Origin of the sequence: Proteus sp. TSJ240517, from assembly GCF_047921575.1 — a bacterium.
In the GTDB taxonomy this organism is placed as follows: domain Bacteria; phylum Pseudomonadota; class Gammaproteobacteria; order Enterobacterales; family Enterobacteriaceae; genus Proteus.
Genome location: NZ_JBLRMH010000006.1, coordinates 188,619 through 210,979, shown reverse-complemented (window position 1 = coordinate 210,979; position 22,361 = coordinate 188,619). Strand labels below are relative to the sequence as shown.

General features: G+C 38.3%; 21 protein-coding genes and 1 pseudogene. 17 read left to right on the top strand and 5 right to left on the bottom strand.

Going from position 1 to position 22,361, the window contains the following annotated elements; genetic code table 11:
* Position 1: 1 nt before the first annotated feature.
* The 15 genes and pseudogenes from ACNARN_RS12040 to deoD all read left to right on the top strand — a co-directional run bounded on the left by ACNARN_RS12040 (position 2) and on the right by deoD (position 14,453).
* Complete coding sequence (locus ACNARN_RS12040; protein ID WP_023582915.1) at positions 2-412, top strand: DNA polymerase III subunit psi; 411 nt, start codon at positions 2-4, stop codon at positions 410-412.
* Complete coding sequence (gene rimI, locus ACNARN_RS12035; RefSeq protein WP_109374374.1) at positions 381-827, top strand: ribosomal protein S18-alanine N-acetyltransferase; 447 nt, start codon at positions 381-383, stop codon at positions 825-827. Before ACNARN_RS12040 ends, rimI begins: the two co-directional genes overlap by 32 nt.
* A gap of 633 nt (positions 828-1,460) precedes the next feature.
* Positions 1,461-1,691 (top strand): AbiEi antitoxin N-terminal domain-containing protein, encoded by a 231-nt coding sequence (locus ACNARN_RS12030; RefSeq protein ID WP_232797591.1) that lies wholly within the window; start codon positions 1,461-1,463, stop codon positions 1,689-1,691.
* A 6-nt stretch (positions 1,692-1,697) separates the two neighbouring features.
* The gene (locus ACNARN_RS12025; RefSeq protein WP_416304497.1) at positions 1,698-1,841 is read left to right on the top strand and encodes a hypothetical protein; all 144 of its coding nucleotides are present in this window, start codon (positions 1,698-1,700) and stop codon (positions 1,839-1,841) included.
* A 9-nt stretch (positions 1,842-1,850) separates the two neighbouring features.
* Positions 1,851-2,303: a type IV toxin-antitoxin system AbiEi family antitoxin domain-containing protein gene (locus tag ACNARN_RS12020; protein WP_416304511.1), complete on the top strand. Its 453-nt coding sequence runs from the start codon at positions 1,851-1,853 to the stop codon at positions 2,301-2,303.
* 40 nt (positions 2,304-2,343) lie between these two features.
* A pseudogene (locus tag ACNARN_RS12015) lies at positions 2,344-3,143 on the top strand (nucleotidyl transferase AbiEii/AbiGii toxin family protein).
* Positions 3,144-3,420: 277 nt separating this feature from the next.
* A complete protein-coding gene (gene prfC, locus ACNARN_RS12010) occupies positions 3,421-5,010 on the top strand; it encodes a peptide chain release factor 3 (RefSeq protein ID WP_109374372.1) in 1,590 nt (529 codons plus the stop codon).
* Positions 5,011-5,704: 694 nt separating this feature from the next.
* Positions 5,705-6,049 carry a BON domain-containing protein gene (locus tag ACNARN_RS12005; RefSeq protein WP_198620706.1) on the top strand — a complete coding sequence of 115 codons (345 nt, stop codon included), beginning with the start codon at positions 5,705-5,707 and terminating at the stop codon, positions 6,047-6,049.
* 129 nt (positions 6,050-6,178) lie between these two features.
* Positions 6,179-7,243: a patatin-like phospholipase family protein gene (locus tag ACNARN_RS12000; RefSeq protein ID WP_109372965.1), complete on the top strand. Its 1,065-nt coding sequence runs from the start codon at positions 6,179-6,181 to the stop codon at positions 7,241-7,243.
* Positions 7,236-8,030, top strand: a complete 795-nt coding sequence (locus ACNARN_RS11995; RefSeq protein WP_198620707.1) for a TatD family hydrolase — start codon at positions 7,236-7,238, stop codon at positions 8,028-8,030. Before ACNARN_RS12000 ends, ACNARN_RS11995 begins: the two co-directional genes overlap by 8 nt.
* Positions 8,031-8,372: 342 nt before the next feature.
* A complete protein-coding gene (locus ACNARN_RS11990; protein ID WP_416304496.1) occupies positions 8,373-9,674 on the top strand; it encodes a NupC/NupG family nucleoside CNT transporter in 1,302 nt (433 codons plus the stop codon).
* 519 nt (positions 9,675-10,193) lie between these two features.
* Positions 10,194-10,973, top strand: coding sequence for a deoxyribose-phosphate aldolase (gene deoC / locus ACNARN_RS11985; RefSeq protein ID WP_416304495.1), 780 nt, complete (start codon positions 10,194-10,196; stop codon positions 10,971-10,973).
* 70 nt (positions 10,974-11,043) lie between these two features.
* Entirely contained in the window at positions 11,044-12,366 is a 1,323-nt protein-coding gene (gene deoA, locus ACNARN_RS11980; RefSeq protein WP_198620708.1) for a thymidine phosphorylase, read from the top strand.
* 66 nt (positions 12,367-12,432) lie between these two features.
* Positions 12,433-13,659 carry a phosphopentomutase gene (gene deoB / locus ACNARN_RS11975; protein WP_099074519.1) on the top strand — a complete coding sequence of 409 codons (1,227 nt, stop codon included), beginning with the start codon at positions 12,433-12,435 and terminating at the stop codon, positions 13,657-13,659.
* A gap of 77 nt (positions 13,660-13,736) precedes the next feature.
* Positions 13,737-14,453, top strand: coding sequence for a purine-nucleoside phosphorylase (gene deoD, locus ACNARN_RS11970; protein ID WP_100158856.1), 717 nt, complete (start codon positions 13,737-13,739; stop codon positions 14,451-14,453).
* Between the two features lie 144 nt (positions 14,454-14,597).
* On the opposite strand, the gene ACNARN_RS11965 is transcribed toward deoD, so the two are convergent.
* A complete protein-coding gene (locus ACNARN_RS11965; RefSeq protein ID WP_416304494.1) occupies positions 14,598-14,987 on the bottom strand; it encodes a hypothetical protein in 390 nt (129 codons plus the stop codon).
* A 693-nt stretch (positions 14,988-15,680) separates the two neighbouring features.
* Here ACNARN_RS11965 and ACNARN_RS11960 point away from each other — a divergent pair.
* Positions 15,681-17,417: a pyridoxal phosphate-dependent decarboxylase family protein gene (locus tag ACNARN_RS11960; RefSeq protein ID WP_198620710.1), complete on the top strand. Its 1,737-nt coding sequence runs from the start codon at positions 15,681-15,683 to the stop codon at positions 17,415-17,417.
* A gap of 96 nt (positions 17,418-17,513) precedes the next feature.
* Here ACNARN_RS11960 and ACNARN_RS11955 read toward each other — a convergent pair whose 3' ends face one another.
* The 4 genes from ACNARN_RS11955 to ACNARN_RS11940 all read right to left on the bottom strand — a co-directional run bounded on the left by ACNARN_RS11955 (position 17,514) and on the right by ACNARN_RS11940 (position 21,655).
* Positions 17,514-17,780: a DksA/TraR family C4-type zinc finger protein gene (locus ACNARN_RS11955; RefSeq protein WP_198620711.1), complete on the bottom strand. Its 267-nt coding sequence runs from the start codon at positions 17,778-17,780 to the stop codon at positions 17,514-17,516.
* A gap of 158 nt (positions 17,781-17,938) precedes the next feature.
* Positions 17,939-19,099 (bottom strand): MFS transporter, encoded by a 1,161-nt coding sequence (locus tag ACNARN_RS11950; RefSeq protein WP_099660231.1) that lies wholly within the window; start codon positions 19,097-19,099, stop codon positions 17,939-17,941.
* Between the two features lie 27 nt (positions 19,100-19,126).
* On the bottom strand, positions 19,127-20,428 hold the full coding sequence (locus ACNARN_RS11945; protein ID WP_416304493.1) for a hypothetical protein: 1,302 nt from the start codon (positions 20,426-20,428) through the stop codon (positions 19,127-19,129).
* Positions 20,429-20,467: 39 nt separating this feature from the next.
* Positions 20,468-21,655, bottom strand: a complete 1,188-nt coding sequence (locus ACNARN_RS11940; RefSeq protein WP_285714945.1) for an ROK family transcriptional regulator — start codon at positions 21,653-21,655, stop codon at positions 20,468-20,470.
* 285 nt (positions 21,656-21,940) lie between these two features.
* Here ACNARN_RS11940 and ACNARN_RS11935 point away from each other — a divergent pair, with 285 nt between their 5' ends.
* Positions 21,941-22,345 carry a Rap1a/Tai family immunity protein gene (locus ACNARN_RS11935; RefSeq protein WP_198620714.1) on the top strand — a complete coding sequence of 135 codons (405 nt, stop codon included), beginning with the start codon at positions 21,941-21,943 and terminating at the stop codon, positions 22,343-22,345.
* The last annotated feature ends 16 nt before the right edge of the window (positions 22,346-22,361 follow it).

Below are 22,361 nucleotides of genomic sequence, written 5' to 3'. Positions count from 1 at the left end.
AATGAGCCGTAAAGACAGAATGTTATCCCAACTTGGAATTCGTCAGTGGGTACTTCGTAAGCCTGCTGTGTTAAAAGGCGAGCATTCTGTTCAATTTCCGGATACAACACGTTTACTTATCATTACTGATGATACCGTTGATCTAAATAACGGGCTTTTCTCTGATATTTTTAGCGCCATGGGGATAGATAAAGACGAAATCTATTGTATTACAACAGATGATGTGAGCATGCTCACAGAATCATTTGATCTTCCCTGCTGGTTATTAGGCACTGATCTCATACTTCCCTCTGAATATACTTCTCTGAGAAGCCCTTCATTACATCAGTTATATTTTGATGCTGATGCAAAACGCGATCTTTGGAAACAAATCTATCAATATGAAGACCATTTCACTCTTAAACCCTGCTGATTTACCTTTAGCATGGCAAATTGAAAAATTAAGTCACTCATTCCCTTGGAGTGAAGAAACATTTTATAGTAACCAAGGAAGTCATTATTTTAATCTGAAAATTTGCATTGATAATATTATTGTAGGTTTCGCAATTACGCAATTAATATTAGATGAGGCAACACTTTTTAATATTGCAATCCATCCTGATTATCAGGGAAAAGGTTATGGCAAAGCGCTTTTACTAGAACTAATTGAAAAACTTGAGAAAAAAAATATCACCACCTTGTGGTTAGAGGTGCGAGAATCTAATGAAAAAGCGTTCAATCTCTATGAATCTATAGGATTTAATTTCGTTTCGAAACGCAAAAACTATTACCCAACAAAGACGGGGAATGAAGATGCGATTATCATGGCTTATCCTATTTCTTTCTAATTAAATTTTTATTTAAGTTAAATTTTAAACGCCTTCTATTAGGCGTTTTTTATTTTATTTAAAGTATTAGAATTTTATTTTTTATTAATTGTATTTAAAATTTATCTTTATTTTTACTTAATGTAAATTTATAAAGTTAATTTCACTTTTGTCATCGTTTAATTTTAAAACACTAGGTGATTATCACGGTGTTAAAAAGGTGAATAGTATTTAAAATAAGTAAATTGAGTATTTATTTTTGTTTTAAATAAAGTGATTGATCTCTAAATATAGAAAAATTAAATCTAAATAAAGGTGTATTTATTTTGGTTTTTATATTCAATCCCAATTTTAACCGAAAATAAATAGGCTAATTCTTTGCTTTATTAGTAGCTCAAAAAGGTAACTTGTAAAATTTTTAGTAAACATCGGTATGCTGAGAGTTTCAATGAAAACAAGGTTACTCTATGAGGCGATAGTTAGATTGGTTCTTACAAAGCAAACAAACCAAAGCATTGCAGATGTTACTCGCAGACTGAACTAAGTAAGCCTTCTAGGTTTTAGTAGTGTGGGTTTAAAAATTGGCTATTATACGGCGATTTTCGCCGTGAAATGATAAAAAGATAAACTAGAGAAAGGATTTGGTGTTTAGAAATGATTAGTCATTCCCTGCGAGAAACGGTGAAAGAGTCTTATAAACAGTCTCTTAAAACTCTTTTACCTTATGGCATGTTAGCTACAAAGAAATGGCTTGCAGAGCAGGGCTTGAGTGCGCATTCATTAGATAACGCTGTCAAAACCGATACGTTATTGCTACTAGCTACAGGTGTTTACAGCCAGTATTCCCGATCTGTCACTTGGGAAGGCGTAGTAGCTTCTATGTAGCGTATGATGGGTAAAAGTGTAGATGAACAACTTCCGCCTGTTGTGGTAGGTGGATTGTCAGCGCTTTCCATATCTGGTTTGTCACAATATTTGTCATTAGGGAGTACACCTCATATTCATTTATATGCAGCGAGAAAGCTTCCCTCCTAGCTTGCGAGACTGTCATTACCAATTAAGTTCGAAGGGCATAGTACAAGTAAACTTTGGCCTGATAGCTTATTCAAAGATAGAGCATTTGTTAAAGAGTATAAATGGGAAGAGCAATTGCCACCTGTGTATTTTTCATGCCCAGAAAAAGCCATATTGGAGGTATTGGTGGATTTGCCTGAAAGTGAGCCATTTGAACATGCCGATGAGTTAATGCAGGGGTTGGTGAACTTATCTCCAAGAAAGCTTGATACGCTTTTAAAAGCATGTAAAAGCGTAAAGGCCAAACGCTTGTTCTTTTGGCTTGCAAAATGCCAAGCTTATCCTTGGTTTGATAAGTTAAATGTAGAAAATTACGATTTAGGCTCAGGTAAACGTGTTGTTGCTAAAGGTGGAAAGTTGGATACAGAGTATCTAATAACAGTACCTCAGCATATGGCATTGGCAAGTAAAGGATCAGTTTAGAATGGATAGAAATAGTATTTATTACAAATAAGTACAGCTTTTGATACAAGTATTGCCTTTCGTTGCCAAACAGAAATGCTTTGCGCTCAAAGGTGGTACAGCAATCAATTTATTTGTCAGGACTTTCCTCGTTTATCGGTCGATATTGATTTGGTGTATCTGCCAATGAAGAGTCGTGATGATACTTTACAGGAAATCTGTGATGCTCTGAGGTTGATCGTTGCTCGCAATGATGTGCAGATCAAAGTCGAGCTATCACCAGTATTGCGCGGTACTGTTTATGAACCAAAGTTGATGGAAGTTTGCGCAGCCGTAGAAGACGAATTTGGTTATGTTGAAATGCCTGTTGTTGATCTAGCTGATCTTTATGCAGGAAAGATATGTGCAGCATTGGATAGACAGCATCCAAGAGACTTATTTGATGTTAAGTGGCTTTTGGAGAATGAAGGGCTAACGGATGAAATTCGTAAAGCATGACTCGTCTATTTATCAAGTTATAATCGGTCAATGGCTGAGGCTGAATTGCTCAGTCCGCAATTTAAGGATATTACTATTACCTACGAAGGTGAATTTACCAATATGACCGAGACGGATGTTCCGTTGGTGGAACTAGAAGCCGTAAGGGTGCGCCTAGTAGACCTCATTCACCAAGGACTGACCAATATTGAAAAGGCTTTTTTGCTATCCTTTAAAAATCGAAATCCCAATTGGTCTTTACTCAGCTTGGATGGAGCCAGTGAGCTTCCTGCCATCAAATGGAAACAAATCAATTTGGCAATAATGCCGAATGAAAAACATGCACAAGCCCTAGAAAAGCTGAAAGATGTTCTCGGTATATGATTTCTAAAAAATAGACATTTATGTCGTGTTGAACACTTCCATGCCGTGCTCCTGTTACAATATTAACTGTTACAAGATCGAGTATTGCAGTTTAAATTGTAGAAATGGTAACCAATTACGCAACCATTGATTGTTTATACTGACAAGATAGGCGAAAATAAGCGCCAATTAAGATTAACTTACGGGTTGAATGTCTTTATAGTCACTTTAATTGTTACTTATAGCAATATATCAGTGTGTTACATTCTCTCGTCTATCAACTAGAAGATCACCATTGATGTCTAATCCTATTTTTCAGCAAGAAGTTGCTCGTCGTAGAACTTTTGCCATTATTTCCCACCCCGATGCGGGTAAGACAACCATCACTGAAAAAGTGCTGTTATTCGGACAAGCAATTCAACGTGCAGGAACCGTAAAAGGCCGCGGTTCAAATCAGCATGCAAAGTCTGACTGGATGGAAATGGAAAAACAACGTGGTATTTCTATTACAACCTCAGTCATGCAGTTCCCTTATGCAGATTGCTTAGTTAACTTATTAGATACCCCGGGGCATGAAGACTTCTCTGAAGATACTTATCGTACTTTAACCGCAGTTGACTGCTGTTTAATGGTCATTGACTCCTCTAAAGGTGTCGAAGATCGTACTCGTAAGTTAATGGAAGTAACACGTTTACGTGATACCCCAATTCTGACCTTTATGAATAAACTCGACCGTGATATTCGTGATCCAATGGAAGTCATGGACGAAGTTGAAACAGAATTAAAAATTGCGTGTAGCCCAGTTACTTGGCCTATTGGTTGCGGAAAGCTCTTCAAAGGGGTTTACCACATTCTGAAAGATGAAACTTATCTTTATCAAACAGGTCAAGGTCACACTATTCAGGATTCTCGTGTCATCAAAGGGTTAGATAACCCTGAGCTTGATGAAGCTATTGGTGATGATTTAGCAAGTCAATTACGTGATGAATTAGAATTAGTATTAGGTGCTTCTCATGAATTTGATCATGAGGCATTTTTAGCTGGCGAATTAACTCCAGTGTTCTTTGGTACAGCATTAGGTAACTTTGGTGTTAACCATATGCTTGATGGCCTTGTAAAATGGGCGCCAGCACCAATGCCACGCGAAACCGATGTGCGTAAAGTTACCGCTTCTGAAGAAACGTTCACAGGTTTCGTCTTTAAGATCCAAGCAAATATGGATCCTAAACACCGCGACCGTGTTGCATTCTTACGTGTTGTATCTGGTATGTATGATAAAGGCATGAAACTGCATCAAGTTCGTCTCAAAAAAGATGTGGTAATTTCAGATGCATTAACCTTTATGGCGGGTGACCGTTCTCATGTTGAGCATGCTTATCCTGGGGATATTATTGGTCTTCACAACCACGGAACCATTCAAATTGGTGACACCTTTACTCAAGGTGAGATCCTGAAGTTTACAGGTATTCCAAACTTTGCCCCAGAATTGTTCCGCCGTATTCGTTTACGTGATCCGTTAAAACAGAAACAGTTACTTAAAGGATTGGTACAGTTATCAGAAGAGGGTGCTGTACAGGTCTTTAGACCATTGGCAAATAACGATTTAATCGTAGGTGCCGTGGGTGTGCTTCAGTTTGATGTGGTTGTTGCAAGACTGAAGAGTGAATATAACGTTGAAGCAATTTATGAATCCGTTAACGTTTCAACAGCACGCTGGGTTGAATGTAATAACGAGAAAAAACTCGAAGAGTTTAAACGTAAAAATGAACAAAACTTGGCACTTGATGGCGGCGATAATTTAACTTATATCGCACCAACGATGGTCAACTTGAATTTAACGCGTGAGCGTTATCCTGAGGTTGAGTTCCATCAGACCCGTGAACACTAAATACTCGTCATACTTCAAGTTGCAGCGTTGTTGACTATGTTCATTCGCACTAGTCACATACTTTTGTATGTTCCTAGCGACTCATTCACTTGTCGCCTAGCTGCACCTTGAATTATTTAGAGTATTTATTTGCCATGTTTCAAGTTGCAGCGTTGTTGACTACGTTCATTCGCACTAGTCACATACTGATGTATGCTCCTAGCGACTCATTCACTTGTCGCCTAGTTGCACCTTGAATTATTTAGAGTAAGGGTGCTGTTATTTGAATATTTAACTCAATGAAAAGGCTATATTTTTAATATAGCCTTTTTTGTTTTTTTACCTCATTGCACATTATTTAACAATAACACTCTGTGAGATACTCGATTTCTCTATCAAATTCGTTTTGTATACCCTGAATATCCTGCCCAAAACCCTTCTTCATTCGGAATTACTCTTTTTTTTTTCTGCTAAAATTATACTCGTTTTTATACTTATTTATAAATAAATGTAAAATTTTTTATAATTTTATGGGTTGTTAATAGAATAAAATCATTAGGATTAGTCTTTATTTGTTATTTTTTGCTTTATTAAATGCCAATAGATTATTAGTGTAATAGCTTAGTTTGTTAAAATTTTTTAGTACTTAATAAAAATACACATATTAAAAATACACATATTTCCTATCGCAGTTATTGTGATTAGGGGGAGAGCAATGAAACAATATAAAACGCTAAAATTAGCGTTAGTAATGTCAATGGGCTTAACTTTTTTCAGTATGGGCGCGTCAGCCGAAACATCGTGGTATAGCGAAATTAATACTGTAACGAATAACACAGGGCAGAATCTAAGCGATACTTCTATTTCTAATAAAATTAAAGATACGCTATTGGCAATGCAAGATATCGATAGTGACAATATTTCTATTCGTACTGAATTTGGGCATGTCTTTCTTTCAGGTTTTGTTGATAGTAAAGCGCAAGAAGAAAAAATATTGCAAGTTATTGAAAAAATTGCAGGTGTTAAAAGCGTAGACTCAGATGTAAATATCAAATCATAAACATGATTTTCTTTTATATTCGTCATATTCTAAGAAGATATTGTCTAAATTATTTATATGAATACGTAAAAAGAATGACGCCAAAAAAATGTGAGGGTATCCTTTGTTAAGTTGTATAAAGGAGACATTATGGGGAAGTATATACCTGTCACATTAAATAATATTACAGCACTCGAATTTCAATCATCACTGCCACAAGGTAAAGTTGCTTTAGTTTGTGAAGGCGGGGGGCAACGCGGGATCTTTACTGCGGGTGTTCTTGATGAATTTATGCGTTCACAGTTTGATCCCTTTGATATTTTACTTGGGGTATCTGCGGGAGCGCAAAATTTATCTGCTTTTGCCTGTGGTCAGCGTGGGTATGCACGTAAAATTATTAATCGCTATACAACCAATAATCAATTCTTCAATCCTATTCGCTTTGTTCGTGGCGGTAATTTACTCGATCTTGATTGGTATATAGAAACAACGGCTAAAGAAATGCCTCTTGATATGCCAACAGCATTACGCCGTTTTGATGCGGGTCGCGAATTTTATATGGTGGCAAGTCGTTCTGATAATTTTCAGGCAAATTATTTTCAGCCCGATGAACCGACTTGGCTTGAGATAATCAAAGCATCCAGTGCCATTCCTGCTTTTTATCGTAATGGTGTCTTATTTCATGATGTTGTTTATCATGACGGCGGTATCAGCGATGCTATTCCTGTGAGAGAAGCTTATCGACGTGGTTGTCGTACTATTGTCGTTGTTCGTACCGTTCCTTCTGAATATCAATACACAACAGAATGGGTTGAGCGTATGGGAAAATGGTTTGAAAATAGCCGTTTACAGCGCTTTATGGCGATGGCTCAAGTCCATATCGAAACCTATACCGACACAATTAAATTTATCCAATCTCCCCCAGAAGATGTTGTTGTTATTGAAATATATCCACCAACTACATTGCAATCTAGTGCATTAGGAAGTCGTTTAAATGCATTAAATCATGATTATCATGTAGGTAGACGTTGCGGGCGTTATTTTCTGGCGACAATTGGCCAGCATTTCTCTAAGAAAAAATTCAAACAGTACGATAGAAAAGTCTTTAGTTTGTTTGAACAAGAAGCGAAGGCTGATAAAGCGGAGAATGCTTCTATTATTCAACAAGGAACTCGGAGCGTACATCCTGACGTGAGGCAAATTCAGAATGAATAAATTTATTGATACTCACTGCCATTTTGATTTTCCGGTTTTTTATGATGATATTGCCAACAGCTTGTCACTAGCACATCAAGCTCATATTGAAAAAATAATTATTCCCGCCGTTGCACGTTGGAATTTTGATGTTGTTGCAGAGTTAGCGAATAATCATCATCAATTATATTGTGCATTGGGGTTACACCCTTTATATATTGAAGAGCACACTGAACAGCATCTCTTAGAATTAAAACAGAAATTAAAAACAGCTTCTCGTTGTGTTGCCATCGGAGAGATAGGACTTGATGACTATATGGATAATCCTCAGCCTGAGAAGCAAGAGGCGTTTTTAATTGCACAGCTTAAACTAGCGATTGAATTTGATTTGCCTGTGATCCTACATTCACGTAAAACCCACGATAAGTTAAGCGCACTTTTACGCCGTTATGATGTGCCTCGCAAAGGGGTTATTCATGGTTTTGCAGGAAGTCTGCAACAGGCAGAAAAGTTTATTCAGCAAGGCTATTTTATTGGCGTTGGTGGAACTATTACTTATGAGCGAGCACAAAAAACTCGCCGCGCAATTGCCTCGTTACCACTAGAATATCTGTTATTAGAGACAGATGCTCCTGATATGCCTGTGAGTGGTTTTCAAGGTGAACCTAATCGCCCTGAGCGTATTCAGAACGTTTTTTCCCAACTCTGTGAGCTGCGTCAAGGATCACCAGAGGTGATCGCAGAGCAACTCTATCTCAATAGCCTACAATTATTCCGATTAAAAGATAACACCTCGTCTTTATCCTAAACTTATTTAATCAAAAAGATTAAAAATACGCCTTATTTTAATTGTACTTATACAAATAAAACGTTCATTTATTTCTGCTATTTAAGATTAAAGCCATCATTTGTTAATCGAATGATATTTTTTTTAAATTAGCCTATTCAATAAGTGCGTTTTTTAGGTTTATTTATGTGATCTACTTCTCATTTGTGGGTTTTGTGTTGCTTTTTTCAAGCGCTATTTGTGATGGATATAGAGGGTTCTTTTTCTGGACTAGGTATAATTATCTGGCAAAAAGAGTCAATAATCTCAGGCTAGAGCATTATTGATAATCCATTAAATTTTTATGTGAACAGGGATCCTTCAATGCAACTCATTATGAGCTTGGTCGGAATGGCAACATTAATATTGATAGCCATTCTATTTTCCAGCAATCGACGTGCAATTAGACTACGTACAGTTGGTGGCGCATTCCTTATTCAGATTGGCTTAGGTGCATTTGTTCTTTATTCCGACGGTGGTCGCGAAGTGCTTCTTGCGGTTTCTGATGGTGTTAAGAATGTTATTGATTACGGCAATAATGGGATGAGCTTCCTATTTGCAGGCCTAGTATCAGATAAAATGTTCGAGTTGTTTGGTGGTGGCGGTTTCGTATTCGCCCTACGCGTACTGCCTGTTATCGTGTTTTTCTCCTCTTTAATTGCTGTGCTGTATTACCTCGGCATTATGCAAATTGTGATTAAGATTCTTGGTGGTGGTTTACAAAAAGTCCTTGGTACATCACGCACAGAATCGATGTCTGCAACAGCCAATATCTTTGTGGGTCAGACCGAAGCTCCGCTTGTTGTTCGTCCTTATATTGCAAGAATGACAACCTCTGAGTTATTCGCTGTTATGTGTGGTGGTCTTGCTTCTGTTGCGGGTTCTGTTCTTGCTGGATATGCAAGCATGGGTGTGCCATTAGAGTATTTGATTACGGCATCATTTATGGCAGCACCAGGTGGTTTACTCTTTGCTAAGCTGTTGATCCCTGAAACAGAAACGCCAGACGATCAAAAAGATGCGCTGGATAAAATGATCGATGAAGAAAAACCAGCAAATATTATTGATGCGGCCGCAGCTGGCGCATCTTCAGGTCTACAACTGGCACTTAACGTCGGTGCTATGTTACTTGCTTTCGTTGCGTTAATTGCATTAGTCAATGGTATCTTAGGTGGCATTGGTGGCTGGTTTGGTTATGAGAATTTCTCATTAGAATTAGTATTAGGTTGGGTTTTTGCACCTATTGCTTTCTTAATCGGTGTACCTTGGAGTGAAGCGACCGTTGCTGGCTCATTTATTGGTCAAAAACTAGTTATTAATGAATTCTATGCTTACTCTGAATTTAGCAAATATCTACAAGATGAAGCTCAAGTTGCTGCATCAGGCTTAATCATCTTATCAGAGCAAACAAAGATAATTATCTCCTTTGCACTGTGCGGTTTTGCTAACCTCTCTTCCGTTGCTGTACTGCTAGGTGGTTTAGGCGGAATGGCTCCAAATCGCCGTAAAGACGTGGCTCGTTTAGGGATGAAAGCCGTACTTGCTGGTACACTCTCTAACTTAATGAGTGCGACGATTGCAGGTTTCTTCTTTGCATTAACCGCAATGGCTGTTGTTGCTGCTTAATTGATTTTGATTATAAAGAGCAGATGGGTTTTGCCTGTCTGCTCTTTTATGTTTGTTTTCTGCTGTAATGTTAACTACTTTTATTGTGAGAGATATTTCGCAATTTGTATTGAATAGGGTCAATAGCGATATCATTTCATATTGATCTCGCTTTTTTTGCGTTATAAAGACGACTTAGAGGCGTTATTCGAGTAACATTAAACCAGAAAATGACCTAATTGTGATGTTGGTCACACTTACATGTCATTGTTTGCAAGTTGCATTTGATTAGTGTGACGTAAAGCACATCTAATTGTTCCTTAGCGTGTTCAAATAAGATGTGCTGAAACTTCATGGAATGGCGAAGGCTCAATGACGGGTCGCCGAAGTGAGCATAGCGCGGTGAGAGGGAGCTCAGCTGTCGTTGTAGCGCAAGTTACAACAACATCTTCAAGGAACCAAGTCCGCTCGCCAACAAATTTAATCGCTAACCTTAAGCGTACGCCCAAAAGGGCTTGAGAAACATCGTTGGAGAGTTTTATGACAGATTTAACCGCTGCAGCGCGCCTTGCGCTGTCTTTGATGGATTTAACTACATTAAATGATGACGACACTGATGCAAAAGTGACTGCATTGTGTCATCAGGCTAAAAGCCCTGAAGGGAATACAGCCGCTATTTGTATCTATCCACGTTTTATTCCGTTAGCACGTAAAGTGTTACGCGAACAGGGTACTCCAGAAGTCCGTATCGCAACCGTAACTAACTTCCCTCATGGTAATGATGATTTAGATATCACATTAGCAGAAACCAACGCGGCATTAGCTTATGGCGCAGATGAGGTTGACGTAGTTTTCCCTTACCGTGCATTTATGGCAGGTAACGAGCAAATCGGTTTTGATATCGTTAAAGCATGTAAAGAAGCTTGCGCAGACGCGGGTGCTTTACTGAAAGTAATTATTGAAACGGGTGAGCTGAAAGATCCAGCGCTTATCCGTAAAGCATCTGAAATTTCAATCAAAGCAGGTGCTGACTTTATTAAAACTTCCACAGGTAAAGTACCTGTAAATGCAACACTGGAAAGCGCTGAGTTAATGATCCAAGTGATCCACGATATGGGTGTTGGCAAAGAAGTTGGTTTCAAACCAGCGGGTGGTGTACGTACCGCTGAAGAAGCTGCTCAATACCTTGCATTAGCTAACCGCATTATGGGTGACAACTGGGTTGATGCCCGTCACTTCCGCTTTGGTGCGTCAAGCCTGTTAGGTAATTTATTAGCCACTTTAGGTCATGGCGAACAAAAATCGTCTAGTGGTTACTAATCCATTCGTGAAATACGCCCACTTTTCGTTATTGTGGGCGTTACCAATGCTATAAAACCAGGAGGTTGCAGTGTTTCTTGCCCAAGAGATTATTCGTAAAAAGCGTGATGGTCATCCTTTAACTGAGGAAGAAATTCGTTTTTTCATTAATGGCGTCAGAGATAATACTGTTTCTGAAGGTCAAATTGCTGCCTTAGCAATGACTATTTATTTCCACGACATGACAATGCCAGAGCGTGTTGCTTTGACATTAGCTATGCGTGATTCCGGTTCAGTACTGAACTGGAAAAGCCTAAACTTAAATGGCCCAATTGTTGATAAACATTCAACCGGTGGTGTGGGTGATGTTACTTCACTGATGTTAGGGCCAATGGTTGCTGCTTGTGGTGGTTATGTTCCTATGATTTCTGGTCGTGGATTAGGCCACACAGGCGGAACATTAGATAAGCTTGAAGCAATACCGGGCTTTGATATTTTCCCTGATGATGAGAAATTCCGCGACATTATTCGCAATGTCGGCGTTGCCATCATTGGACAAACTAATTCATTAGCACCTGCTGACAAACGCTTTTATGCTACCCGTGATATTACTGCTACAGTTGATTCAATCCCGCTTATCACTGCATCTATTTTAGGTAAAAAATTAGCTGAAGGCTTAGATGCATTAGTGATGGACGTTAAAGTTGGCTCGGGTGCTTTTATGCCGACTTATCAAAAATCGGAAGAGCTGGCTGAGTCAATTGTCCAAGTAGCAAATGGCGCTGGCTGTCAAACCACTGCACTGTTAACTGATATGAACGAAGTATTAGCTTCTAGCGCAGGTAATGCGGTTGAAGTTCGTGAAGCGGTTCAATTCTTAACAGGCGAATATCGTAATCCACGTCTATTTGAAGTCACTATGGCGCTGTGTGTTGAAATGTTAGTATCAGGTCGTTTAGCGGATGATCGTCAACAAGCTCGCCAAAAACTGCAAGATGTGTTGGATAACGGTAAAGCAGCAGAAGTCTTTGGTCGTATGGTTGCAGCACAGAAAGGCCCAACTGATTTTGTTGAAAACTACAATAAATACCTGCCAACTGCGGTATTAAGTAAACCTGTATTCGCTGAGAAAACCGGATTCATCACAGAGATGGATACACGTGCATTAGGTATGTCTGTTGTGACATTAGGTGGTGGTCGCCGTAAAGCGACTGATGCTATTGATTACAGTGTTGGCTTAAGCGACATCGCAGCACTTGGTGCTGAGATCAATACAGATACACCTTTAGCAATGATCCATGCTAACAGTGAAAAGTCATGGCAAGAAGCTGCGGCTGAAGTCCGTAAAGCGATGGTAATTGGTGACAGCAAACGCGAAGCTTCACCAATGGTGTACCGCCAAATCAGCGAATAAGAACTCAATTACGATTTATAAGTGACATATCCGTAGCCTACGGAGAATGACACAGGAGAGAGAATTATGAAACGTGTACATATCATGGTATTAGATTCCTTCGGTATCGGTGCTGCCGGTGATGCGGAGAAATTCGGTGACCAAGGTTCAGACACTTTAGGGCATATCGCACAAGCGTTTGCTGACGGTAAAGCAGATAGAGACGGCCGTAAAGGTCCTCTTCATTTACCTAATCTTTGCCGTTTAGGTTTAGGTAAAGCTGCGGAAGAATCAACAGGTAAATTCCCTATCGGTTTAGACAAAAACGCAGATATTATCGGTGCTTATGGCTACGCGAGTGAAATCTCTTCTGGTAAAGATACTCCGTCAGGCCACTGGGAAATCGCAGGTGTTCCTGTTCTATTTGATTGGGGATACTTCAAAGAACTGAAAAATTCATTCCCACAAGAGCTGTTAGAAAACATCGTTAAACGTGCCAAATTACCTGGATACTTAGGTAACTGCCACGCATCTGGTACAGTGATTCTGGATGAACTGGGTGAAGAGCATATGAAAACTGGTAAGCCGATTTTCTATACCTCTGCTGACTCTGTATTCCAAATTGCATGTCATGAAGAAACTTACGGTTTAGATGAATTATATGAGCTGTGTGAAATTGCTCGTGATGAACTAAACAAAGGCGATTACAACATTGGTCGTGTTATTGCGCGTCCATTTATCGGTGACAAACCAGGTAACTTCGCTCGTACAGGTAACCGTCATGATTTAGCGGTTGAGCCACCAGCACCAACTATGTTGAAAAAACTGGTTGATGAAAAACAAGGCCACGTTGTTTCTATCGGTAAAATTGCTGACATCTACGCAAACGTAGGTATCACTAAGAAAGTGAAAGCAACGGGTATTGATGCTCTGTTTGATGCGACACTTGAAGAAATGAAACTTGCGGGTGATAACACTATCGTCTTTACCAACTTTGTTGATTTTGACTCCTCTTACGGTCACCGTCGTGATGCTGTAGGTTATGGTGAAGCACTTGAGTTATTCGATCGTCGCTTACCAGAACTGATGGAACTGGTAAAAGAAGATGACATTCTTATTTTAACCGCAGACCACGGTTGCGACCCAACTTGGCCAGGTTCTGATCATACTCGTGAGCACATTCCTGTTCTGGTTTATGGTCCTAAAGTTAAACCAGGTTCATTAGGTCATCGTGAAACCTTCGCGGATATCGGTCAAACTGTTGTGAAATACTTCGGTTTATCACCAGTCGATTACGGTAAAGCGATGTTCTAATTTTATTTCGGTAGGTATAGCAATATACCTACCGAATAATATTTAAATAGTAAAAAGATCAATTAAAAGGAAGAGTTATGGCTACCCCTCATATTAACGCAGAAATGGGCGATTTTGCTGATGTCGTTTTAATGCCGGGCGACCCGCTTCGTGCTAAATACATCGCTGAAACTTTTTTACAAGATGTCCGTCAAGTAAATAACGTTCGTGGCATGTTAGGTTTTACAGGTACGTATAAAGGCCGTAAGATTTCTGTTATGGGTCACGGTATGGGTATTCCTTCTTGCTCAATTTACGCAAAAGAATTAATTACTGATTTCGGCGTAAAAGTGATCATCCGTGTGGGCTCATGTGGTGCGGTATTACCAGACGTTGAACTACGTGACGTTGTTATCGGTATGGGTGCATGTACAGACTCTAAAGTTAACCGTCTACGTTTCAAAGACCAAGACTTTGCCGCTATTGCAGATTTTGAATTAGTTCAAAATGCAGTATCTGCAGCTAAAGCAAAAGATATTAAAGTTCGTGTTGGTAATATCTTCTCTGCTGATCTGTTCTACTCTCCAGATCCAGAAATGTTTGATGTTATGGAAAAATACGGCATCCTTGGTGTTGAAATGGAAGCTGCTGGTATCTATGGTGTTGCTGCTGAATATGGTGCAAGAGCACTGACTATCTGTACTGTCTCTGATCACATCAAAAAAGGGACACAAACTACAGCAGAAGAGCGTCAAACGACTTTTAACGAAATGATTGAAATTGCATTAGAATCTGTTCTGTTATTAGAAGACTAATCAATACATCTCGTTGCTTAATAATAGTAAAAACCCAATTCTTTGAATTGGGTTTTTTTATGTCTAATCAATAATATGGCAAATTAAGGTGCATAAATATAGGTTTCTAAATAAGGATCCATTTTAATTGAGTAATTTTTTAAATTATCCAGACATTGGTGTTAATGGCCCTTTGCACTCTTTTTTACTGATAATATTATTGTCTTTATAAACAATAACACCATTAAATTGCCATCCTCTACCTTCACCGTCGTAAACAACGTAGCTGTAGTTCCCATTCTTAAATCGAACATAAGTCGATGCCCCTGCAACAAACATCTGATGCCCGTAAAAGACATTATTATTGGGTTGTTGAGGTACTGGTAGTGTTATCTCTGTTTTAGCAAGTGTGCCATAACGATACACAGGGGGTTTTCCCTGTTCAGCGGATACACTGACATACTTACCATTTTCAAGTTGGCAGGTAAATTCTTCAGCATGGACACTTGCGTATAATAATACGAATACAGCAACAACAGCCATATGTGCTTTCATATTGTGTTCTCCGTTAATTACCTACTCTATTACTTTAAGTATCGGCAAAGAAAACAAAATATGTAGAGTAAATATTCTGATTATTTAGCCAAGTTACTAATTTTCATTTTAACCAATATTTGCTTTATTTCCAGAATAATCAACTGTGATAATTTCTTTGTTTATTTTTTCATTGAATGTTATCTGCCAAACCAGCCTTATCCAATATTTTATATCTAATAATAGTTAAAATTAGAATTAATTTGCTAATTATGGAAAATGTCATAGTGATTTCTTTTGATTTTGTTCTTTTTAATTAAATTAAATGTAATTTTCACTGTGCCAATTGTAGAAATAACAGATTAATTCAATTAATTAAATTAAGAGTTCAGTAATATCAGTTGGTTAGCATTCTATTGTTATATTTTGATTATATTTCAAATAGTTAATAGTATTGCAGGTGATTATTTTTGTTTTTATCTTTATTTTCATTGTGATGTCAGTCACATAAGCATATAAATGAAATAATCACATCTGTAAATTTAACTTTCCGAAAATTTCTATTGTATTGATATTAAATAAAATATTTTGTTTTATGTGGTTGCCAGCAGAACCTATGCGATCGCATGAAGCACTAACTAATTTAATTAGAAAATGTATAGTATTGCTATGCAATCAATTTAAAATTTTGTCGGTTTCTATTTGGAGAATATAGTGAAAAATCAAGATTTATTAGGTCTATCTTCTGCTAACATTCTAAATGCGGAATTTGAGAAGAAATACCACGACGTTATTGCTCACTTTTTCAGCCGAGATCCGAAGTATTGGCCGATATTTCAGGATAAAACCATCCAATCGATTACACAGTTTAGAAAAACAACGACTAATGATAATGACCAATTACAGCGTTATTCTAATGGGCCACAATTACTTGAACGTTTAATGGCAGATACACAAATCCAACAAAACATTAATTACCCAGAAAACGATCCTAATGAATTACTGATGTTAGTTTCGACACTGTGTAAAAACTGGGAAAACCCACTAGCTGTTGAAAACGTTATTGCGATGCCAAGTGATCCAGGTGTTTATGGATCAATCTTAGGATTAATGGGCAATCCTAATATGGTGTATTGCGAATATTCAGGTGTTGCTGATGCGTTAGAAAAAGTGACGATCAAAAAAGTCGCAAAATTAGTGGGATACGATCCTGAAGTTGCCTCTGGTGTATTCACTCAAGGTGGCACCATGTGTAACTTATATGGTTATCTTTTTGGCTTACGCAAATCTATGCCAAATTCTAAACATTTAGGTATGGCAGCAGATCAAGACTATCGCATTATTAACTCTCAAGGTGGTCACTATTCAAACATGACCAACCTTGCACTATTAGGTGTTGATGTCGATAACAAAACGATCCGTATTAAAGTATCTGAAGATAATACGATTAATCTAGAACACTTAGAGCGTGAATTAAGAGCTTGCTTTACTGTTAAGTGTAAAGTGCCAACTATCATGTTAACCACAGGCACAACAGATACCTTTGGTGTCGATGATGTGAAAGGTGTTTGTGAATTACGTGACCGCTTATGTGAAGAATTTGAGATCCCTGTTAAGCCACATGTCCACGTTGATGCTGCCGTTGGTTGGCCGATTATTTTCTTCTTAGAATATGACTTTAGCGGTAACCCTCTAGCAATTAATGATGTCACTTTAGAAGGCTTACGCCAGAACGTTGAGAAATTCAAACATCTGAAATATGCCGACTCTATCACTATCGACTTCCACAAATGGGGATATGTACCTTACACCTCAAGCTTAGTACTAGTGAAAAATGGTAATGACTTCGTTGCACTGGAAAACGATCCTGAAAACTTCACCTATTTTGAGCACGAATTAGAAGGTCAAACCCACTTACAATCAACTATTGAATGTACACGTAGTGGTGTGGGTATTTTTGGTGCTTATTCTGCGATGCACTATATGGGCATTGAAGGTTACCAAACTATTATTGCCCACTGTTTGCAAAACGCGAACTATATGCGCCATCAGTTATTAGAGATGGGCAATGCAAAAGTGATCGTGCCACAAAACCAAGGGCCAAGTGTTGGCTTTAAATTGTATGATCCAAACTTAGTGAAAGATCCTAATGTTGCTTTTGATCTAGAGTTAACGTGCGCTACAGACAAAGAAGCGTATGATTTTATGGTTCACAATACTCAGTGGCATAGAAAACTTTTCTTACAGCGCGGTAGAGAAGGCTTATTTACTAACTGGGTTGATTCTATTGCTTGTTCTAAATATGCAAAAAATAACCGTTATATTTATCTTCCAGGTGAAAAAGCGGTATTTATGAACCCAAATACTGAACGCGCACATATTGATAATTTCATGAAGATTTTAACTGAAATGAGTCAAAATATGAGCTGGAAAAAGGCTGCAAAAATCTAATTAAATCCTTGTCTGATTAAATAAAACAAACTGTACTTTAGTAGAGGAAACTCATATTAAGGTACAGTTTTTGTTTTATATGATAATAGTTGCAGATTATCTGAGTTGGCTATCTTTACTACCACGGCGATTATATCCACTAAAGGCATTATTCTTTTTATCAATTACCTCTTGGCAATTTAAACAATAACGTACGCCAGGAACGGCTTTTTGCCGAGCCACAGAGATTGGCTCACCGCACTCATCACAAAACGCAGCGCTTTCGCCGTGTGTCATTTGATTGCGAGCTCTTGCAATTGCATCATCAATGGTGGCATCGATTTGCTCTTGAACAGCACTATCATTAGCCCATCCACTTGCCATCATATTCTCCTACTTTAACAGTGAATATAAACATTATTATTGGGGCTTTGGTGAAAAAATCAACAGAGAGAAAGGGGAAATGCGTCTTAGGATATTGCAAGAGAAATAAAAAACCCCTCATGCAGAGGGGTAAATTTTAGAGGCATAATACGTCGTTGTTATTGTTTTTGTTCTCTAATAAACAGAGAAATAATAAAGAAGAGGGCGACGAATACGATAATTAGGTTAAAGCCAACAGAAACATTATAGCTTTCTGAAACCTGACCGATTAATGAACCAGCTAAGGCTCCGCCCAATCCTGAAGCAACATAAATAAGTCCCATCACCGAGCCACTTTTGCTGGTTAATTTTGTAGCAACCGCTGCGGCTGTTGGAAATAGAACAGATAATGCAAAACCAAACACCATAAATAGATAAACAACATCTTGCACAAAAATACGGCTGACAATAATGGCTATCAGAGAGAACAGTGAGAACAGAATAAGCGTTTTGCGATCACCTAATGCAAGGTTAATAAAGCCACCAATAAAGCGACCGATGGTAAATAAGAAAGCAAAACTAGAAATAACATAAGCCGCTGTTTCTGCTTTTTGCGCATTGCTCATATTCCCAATATCCATAGAGGTATAGAAAATAGGGAAGAAGTTTAAGAACGCGGCTTCGGCGGCAACATATAAAGTGATAAATAAAATAACCAGTAACAGTGACTTTTGTGTCAGTAACTCTAAAAAGTCACTGAATTTCATATCGACTTGTGCGCTACTTTCTATTTTTAAGGTGCTTAATACTAAAATAATCACAGCAACAATAACAGCAACACCCACATAAAAGGTACGCCATGAAATAGAGTGTGAGAAGAGATATTGTAAAATAAGTGGGGTGACAATCATCCCTACACCAAACATGGCGTTAGAGACGTTAAACATCATCCCTGCTTTCTCTTTATAGAAAGTCGGAATAACCGTCACGATAGAGACAAGCATCGAGCCAATCCCTAAACCAATCACCAGATAAAAGCCAAAAAATAGCATCACATTGAAAGCAAGGCTGGTTCCTGTTAAACCGACAGCCATCATTAATGAGCCAATAAACATCATGACTTTTAACCCTTTCTTATCGGTAAAATAGCCCGTTAATAAACTGGCGACTAAAAAGCCGATTTGGAAAAAGGTAATTAATGAGCCTACTTGGCTCATATTTAATGAAATATCATGTTGAACCTGTTCGAGAATAAGCCCTTTTGTATTTTGAATGCCACCGAGTAAAAACATCGTGACAAACAGAAGGAAAAAAACTTTCCATTTTTGTTGTTTAGCCATAATTTGATCCTGATTTTCCACGGTGTATTATTTTTTAACTGTGTTGTTGTTATAAGAGTTATTATTAGGTGTATTGTGTTCACCAATCGCATCAAATAATTCTTGCGTCGCCCATCCGTAGCAATAATAAAGCAGAGAATCACATGCACTTTCTTCTGCAGCAATAACCGCTTCAATTAATTGAGAGGCTGGTAAATTCCACATTTGAATACCGCTATAAATAAAGGTATTTGGCTGTGAAAGCTGGCGAACTTTATTATTTTGTTCTGCAACAAAGTGAATAGGGAAGCCTTGCTGTTTAAAGGTTTCATATGAAATATCATAAGGTAGTTCAAATAAACGTTTAAACGCAGTAAATGCACGCTCTTGGCTTTCACTATCATGAGCAAAATGATTAATTAACCCTTGAACATCTGCACCACCCCCTAATTTATGATAAGGGAAATGTTTGAGTGTTGAAGAATAACGCGTTAATTCATGATAGTTCTGACCTAAGATCCAACTGTAAGCGGGTGGCCACAAATCGAGCCATAACGTAATTCCACCTGCTGTTTGTTTTGCATCAGACAGTAATCTTTCAACCAATTGAGTCACACTTTGTTGGCGAAATAGTTGCCATGCTTTTAACAGAGGTTCTTCTTTTAATGCGGTAACAGGCGTTTCGAAATCCCCTTGTTTTAATGAATCAGCTAAAGCAGCAAGGCGATGTTTGATTTTATTAACGGGTAAACCTTGTTGCACCATTTTCTTTTCACAGTGAGGGCAAAAACAGGTAAATAGCCCTGCTGGATTCACTTCTTTGCCTGCCCAATCAGGGAATCGAATTCGATCAATTAAAAAGGTGTCATAACCGTAGTTTTGTTTTAATGCTGTGAATGTCTTTTGCCAAAGTTGTGCAACATCGGGGGCGTTAGGACAGAGCCAATGCGCTTGTGGACGGCCTTTAAAGTCCACTACTTGATTATGTTCTACATCCCCGATGAAGTCGCCATTAAGAATATTAGCCCATGGAATGACTTTATATTTTCCACCATCAGTGGCTTTTTTTATCGTCATTAGCGGATCTGCACCCGATAAAATTGTGGGATCAACACGTTGGCTTAGACGAGGAAAATCGGTATGAGTATTGATGTGTAATGTACCTGTTCCCATAACCATATTATGAATAGGGTTATGAGGCAGATCGCCAACAGGGTAAGGGTTACGTTCAAAAATCGTATTAATTTCGACAAATAAATGCTCAACATGCTTCATACCGTCAAGGCGTTGAAGAATAGCGGGCATGCCTTCGTCTAAAATATCATGTGGGTGAAGATGTATTCCTGCCATGAGTCGCTCCCATCTCGTTTAAAGACTTTTTTATTAGGGTTATCTCAATTGGATCTCGGGCATAAATTGAATTGATGGATAAACCGTAGCTAAGGCGAGAATAGCAATGCCATAAAGCGGGCCTTTTTCCCATAATTCAGAAAGCTCGATATTCACTTTGGTGTTAGCAAATAAATGTCTATCTAGATTTGCCTGAACACGCGGTAAAAAGGTGTCAGCAGAACGGGTGATCCCGCCTGTTAATACCACTTTTTCCAGATTTGCAATGGCGACTAAATTCATAATGCCGATAGCAAGATAATCTGCCATTTCCTCAACTAAGGATTGAGCAAGCGGATCACCTTGTTGTGAGGCTTGAATAATCTCAATCGCACTAAGATTTTCCCCTCGCAAGCTCGCCATTCGCTCACTTAAACCTGAGCCGGAGCAGAAACTCTCAAAGCACCCTTTATTGCGCCAATTACGAAAAAGATGATCACGAGCAAACATCATATAGCCGATTTCACCAGCCGCATTGTTTGCGCCGCGGATAACTTTTCCATCCATCAGCAAGGCGGAGCCTAATCCTGTGCCAATACCAATCAGTGCACAACTGTGTGTATGACGGCAGCGGCCTTTCCACATTTCACCCACAAGTGCTGCACGAATATCATTTTCGAGTACAACGGGTACATTGAGTTTTTCTGTAAGCTGTTGTGCTAAAGGTAAGTTATCCCATTGAGGTAAGTTAGGGGAGCCTTCTAGCACAACACCATTTTTGATATCGATGATCCCTGGTGTGGCGACACCGATAACATTGATCTTTTGACGGTCTACGCCGCTTTTTTCGATCACATTTTCAATACTTTGTGCAAATTGCGTAATAAAGTCATCACGGTCGTCAGTATCAAAGGTAGGTTCTTGATATTCATACAACAATTCGGCATCTAAGTTAAAAACCGCATAAGCTATCTTGGTTCCACCTAAGTCAATGCTGACACCTAAACTGTGTTGAGGATCGAAGTTAACTAAAATACCTTTTCTGCCTTGTCCGGCTGGCGAACTGACTCCGCTTTCATAAACGATTTTTTCTTCAAGGAGATCGTTAATAATTTCAGACACCGTCGCTTTTGTAATTCCGCTAATTTTGGCTATCTGAGCCCGTGACAAAGGACCTTGATGACGAATGACATTTAATACAAGCGAGGCATTCATTTGCCGTAATGTATTGGGTACGTTCGGTGTCACGTTACTACTCCATTTGTTTAGAAACAAAACTAAAAGATGTTTTTTTTATATAAAATCGTCTGTGTTTGACAGTTATGCACCGTTTTATTTACTTTGTAAAGTATAAACCAACTAATTAGTTTAGAAACCATCCTAAATGAGTTTATGATCACAATTTGATGAGTTTGATTTGCACAATGTGATCCTCTAAAAAATCTTCAGTGTATATATTCACTGCACATATTCTTAACGCAATAAAACGGCTAGAATTAAATCCATATCTATTGAAATAAAGAGAACATTAGAATGAAAAAAGGAATGTTATTAAAGGGGATAATAGGAATGTTATTGTTATTCCCAGTGTATTCACAAGCGATAACGCTGAGTGCTTATCTTCAAGTTAAACAATTGCTTACTCAAGATAATCCTGCTAATAAACAATTAGAGTCCGTGACACAAGCTTATTTAAACGGTATTGCGAATGGATTGAATTTTTATGCTGTTGCTGTGAAAATTGAGAATCAAAATAACGATGATTTTCGTCCTCTTTATTGCCCACCGCCTAAAATAGAACAAAATGGAGATTTTATGGTTAAGCATATTGATGCTTATTTAGATAAAAATCCCATTGTTAAGCAGAAACAAAAAAATGCACCCATAGAATTGGTTTATATTCTTGCATTACAAGATGCTTATCCTTGCGATAAGTAGAAAGAAAAATAGCCAC

Coding starts and splice junctions, on each gene's coding strand:
- ACNARN_RS12030 (WP_232797591.1), top strand. CDS start 1,461: ATGATTAGTCATTCCCTGCGAGAAACGGTGAAAGAGTCTTATAAACAG.
- deoC (WP_416304495.1), top strand. CDS start 10,194: ATGACAGATTTAACCGCTGCAGCGCGCCTTGCGCTGTCTTTGATGGAT.
- ACNARN_RS12005 (WP_198620706.1), top strand. CDS start 5,705: ATGAAACAATATAAAACGCTAAAATTAGCGTTAGTAATGTCAATGGGC.
- rimI (WP_109374374.1), top strand. CDS start 381: ATGAAGACCATTTCACTCTTAAACCCTGCTGATTTACCTTTAGCATGG.
- ACNARN_RS11995 (WP_198620707.1), top strand. CDS start 7,236: ATGAATAAATTTATTGATACTCACTGCCATTTTGATTTTCCGGTTTTT.
- deoD (WP_100158856.1), top strand. CDS start 13,737: ATGGCTACCCCTCATATTAACGCAGAAATGGGCGATTTTGCTGATGTC.
- ACNARN_RS12040 (WP_023582915.1), top strand. CDS start 2: ATGAGCCGTAAAGACAGAATGTTATCCCAACTTGGAATTCGTCAGTGG.
- prfC (WP_109374372.1), top strand. CDS start 3,421: ATGTCTAATCCTATTTTTCAGCAAGAAGTTGCTCGTCGTAGAACTTTT.
- ACNARN_RS11955 (WP_198620711.1), bottom strand. CDS start 17,780: ATGGCAAGTGGATGGGCTAATGATAGTGCTGTTCAAGAGCAAATCGAT.
- deoB (WP_099074519.1), top strand. CDS start 12,433: ATGAAACGTGTACATATCATGGTATTAGATTCCTTCGGTATCGGTGCT.
- ACNARN_RS11990 (WP_416304496.1), top strand. CDS start 8,373: ATGCAACTCATTATGAGCTTGGTCGGAATGGCAACATTAATATTGATA.
- ACNARN_RS11935 (WP_198620714.1), top strand. CDS start 21,941: ATGAAAAAAGGAATGTTATTAAAGGGGATAATAGGAATGTTATTGTTA.
- ACNARN_RS11945 (WP_416304493.1), bottom strand. CDS start 20,428: ATGGCAGGAATACATCTTCACCCACATGATATTTTAGACGAAGGCATG.
- ACNARN_RS12025 (WP_416304497.1), top strand. CDS start 1,698: ATGGGTAAAAGTGTAGATGAACAACTTCCGCCTGTTGTGGTAGGTGGA.
- ACNARN_RS11950 (WP_099660231.1), bottom strand. CDS start 19,099: ATGGCTAAACAACAAAAATGGAAAGTTTTTTTCCTTCTGTTTGTCACG.
- ACNARN_RS11965 (WP_416304494.1), bottom strand. CDS start 14,987: ATGAAAGCACATATGGCTGTTGTTGCTGTATTCGTATTATTATACGCA.
- ACNARN_RS12000 (WP_109372965.1), top strand. CDS start 6,179: ATGGGGAAGTATATACCTGTCACATTAAATAATATTACAGCACTCGAA.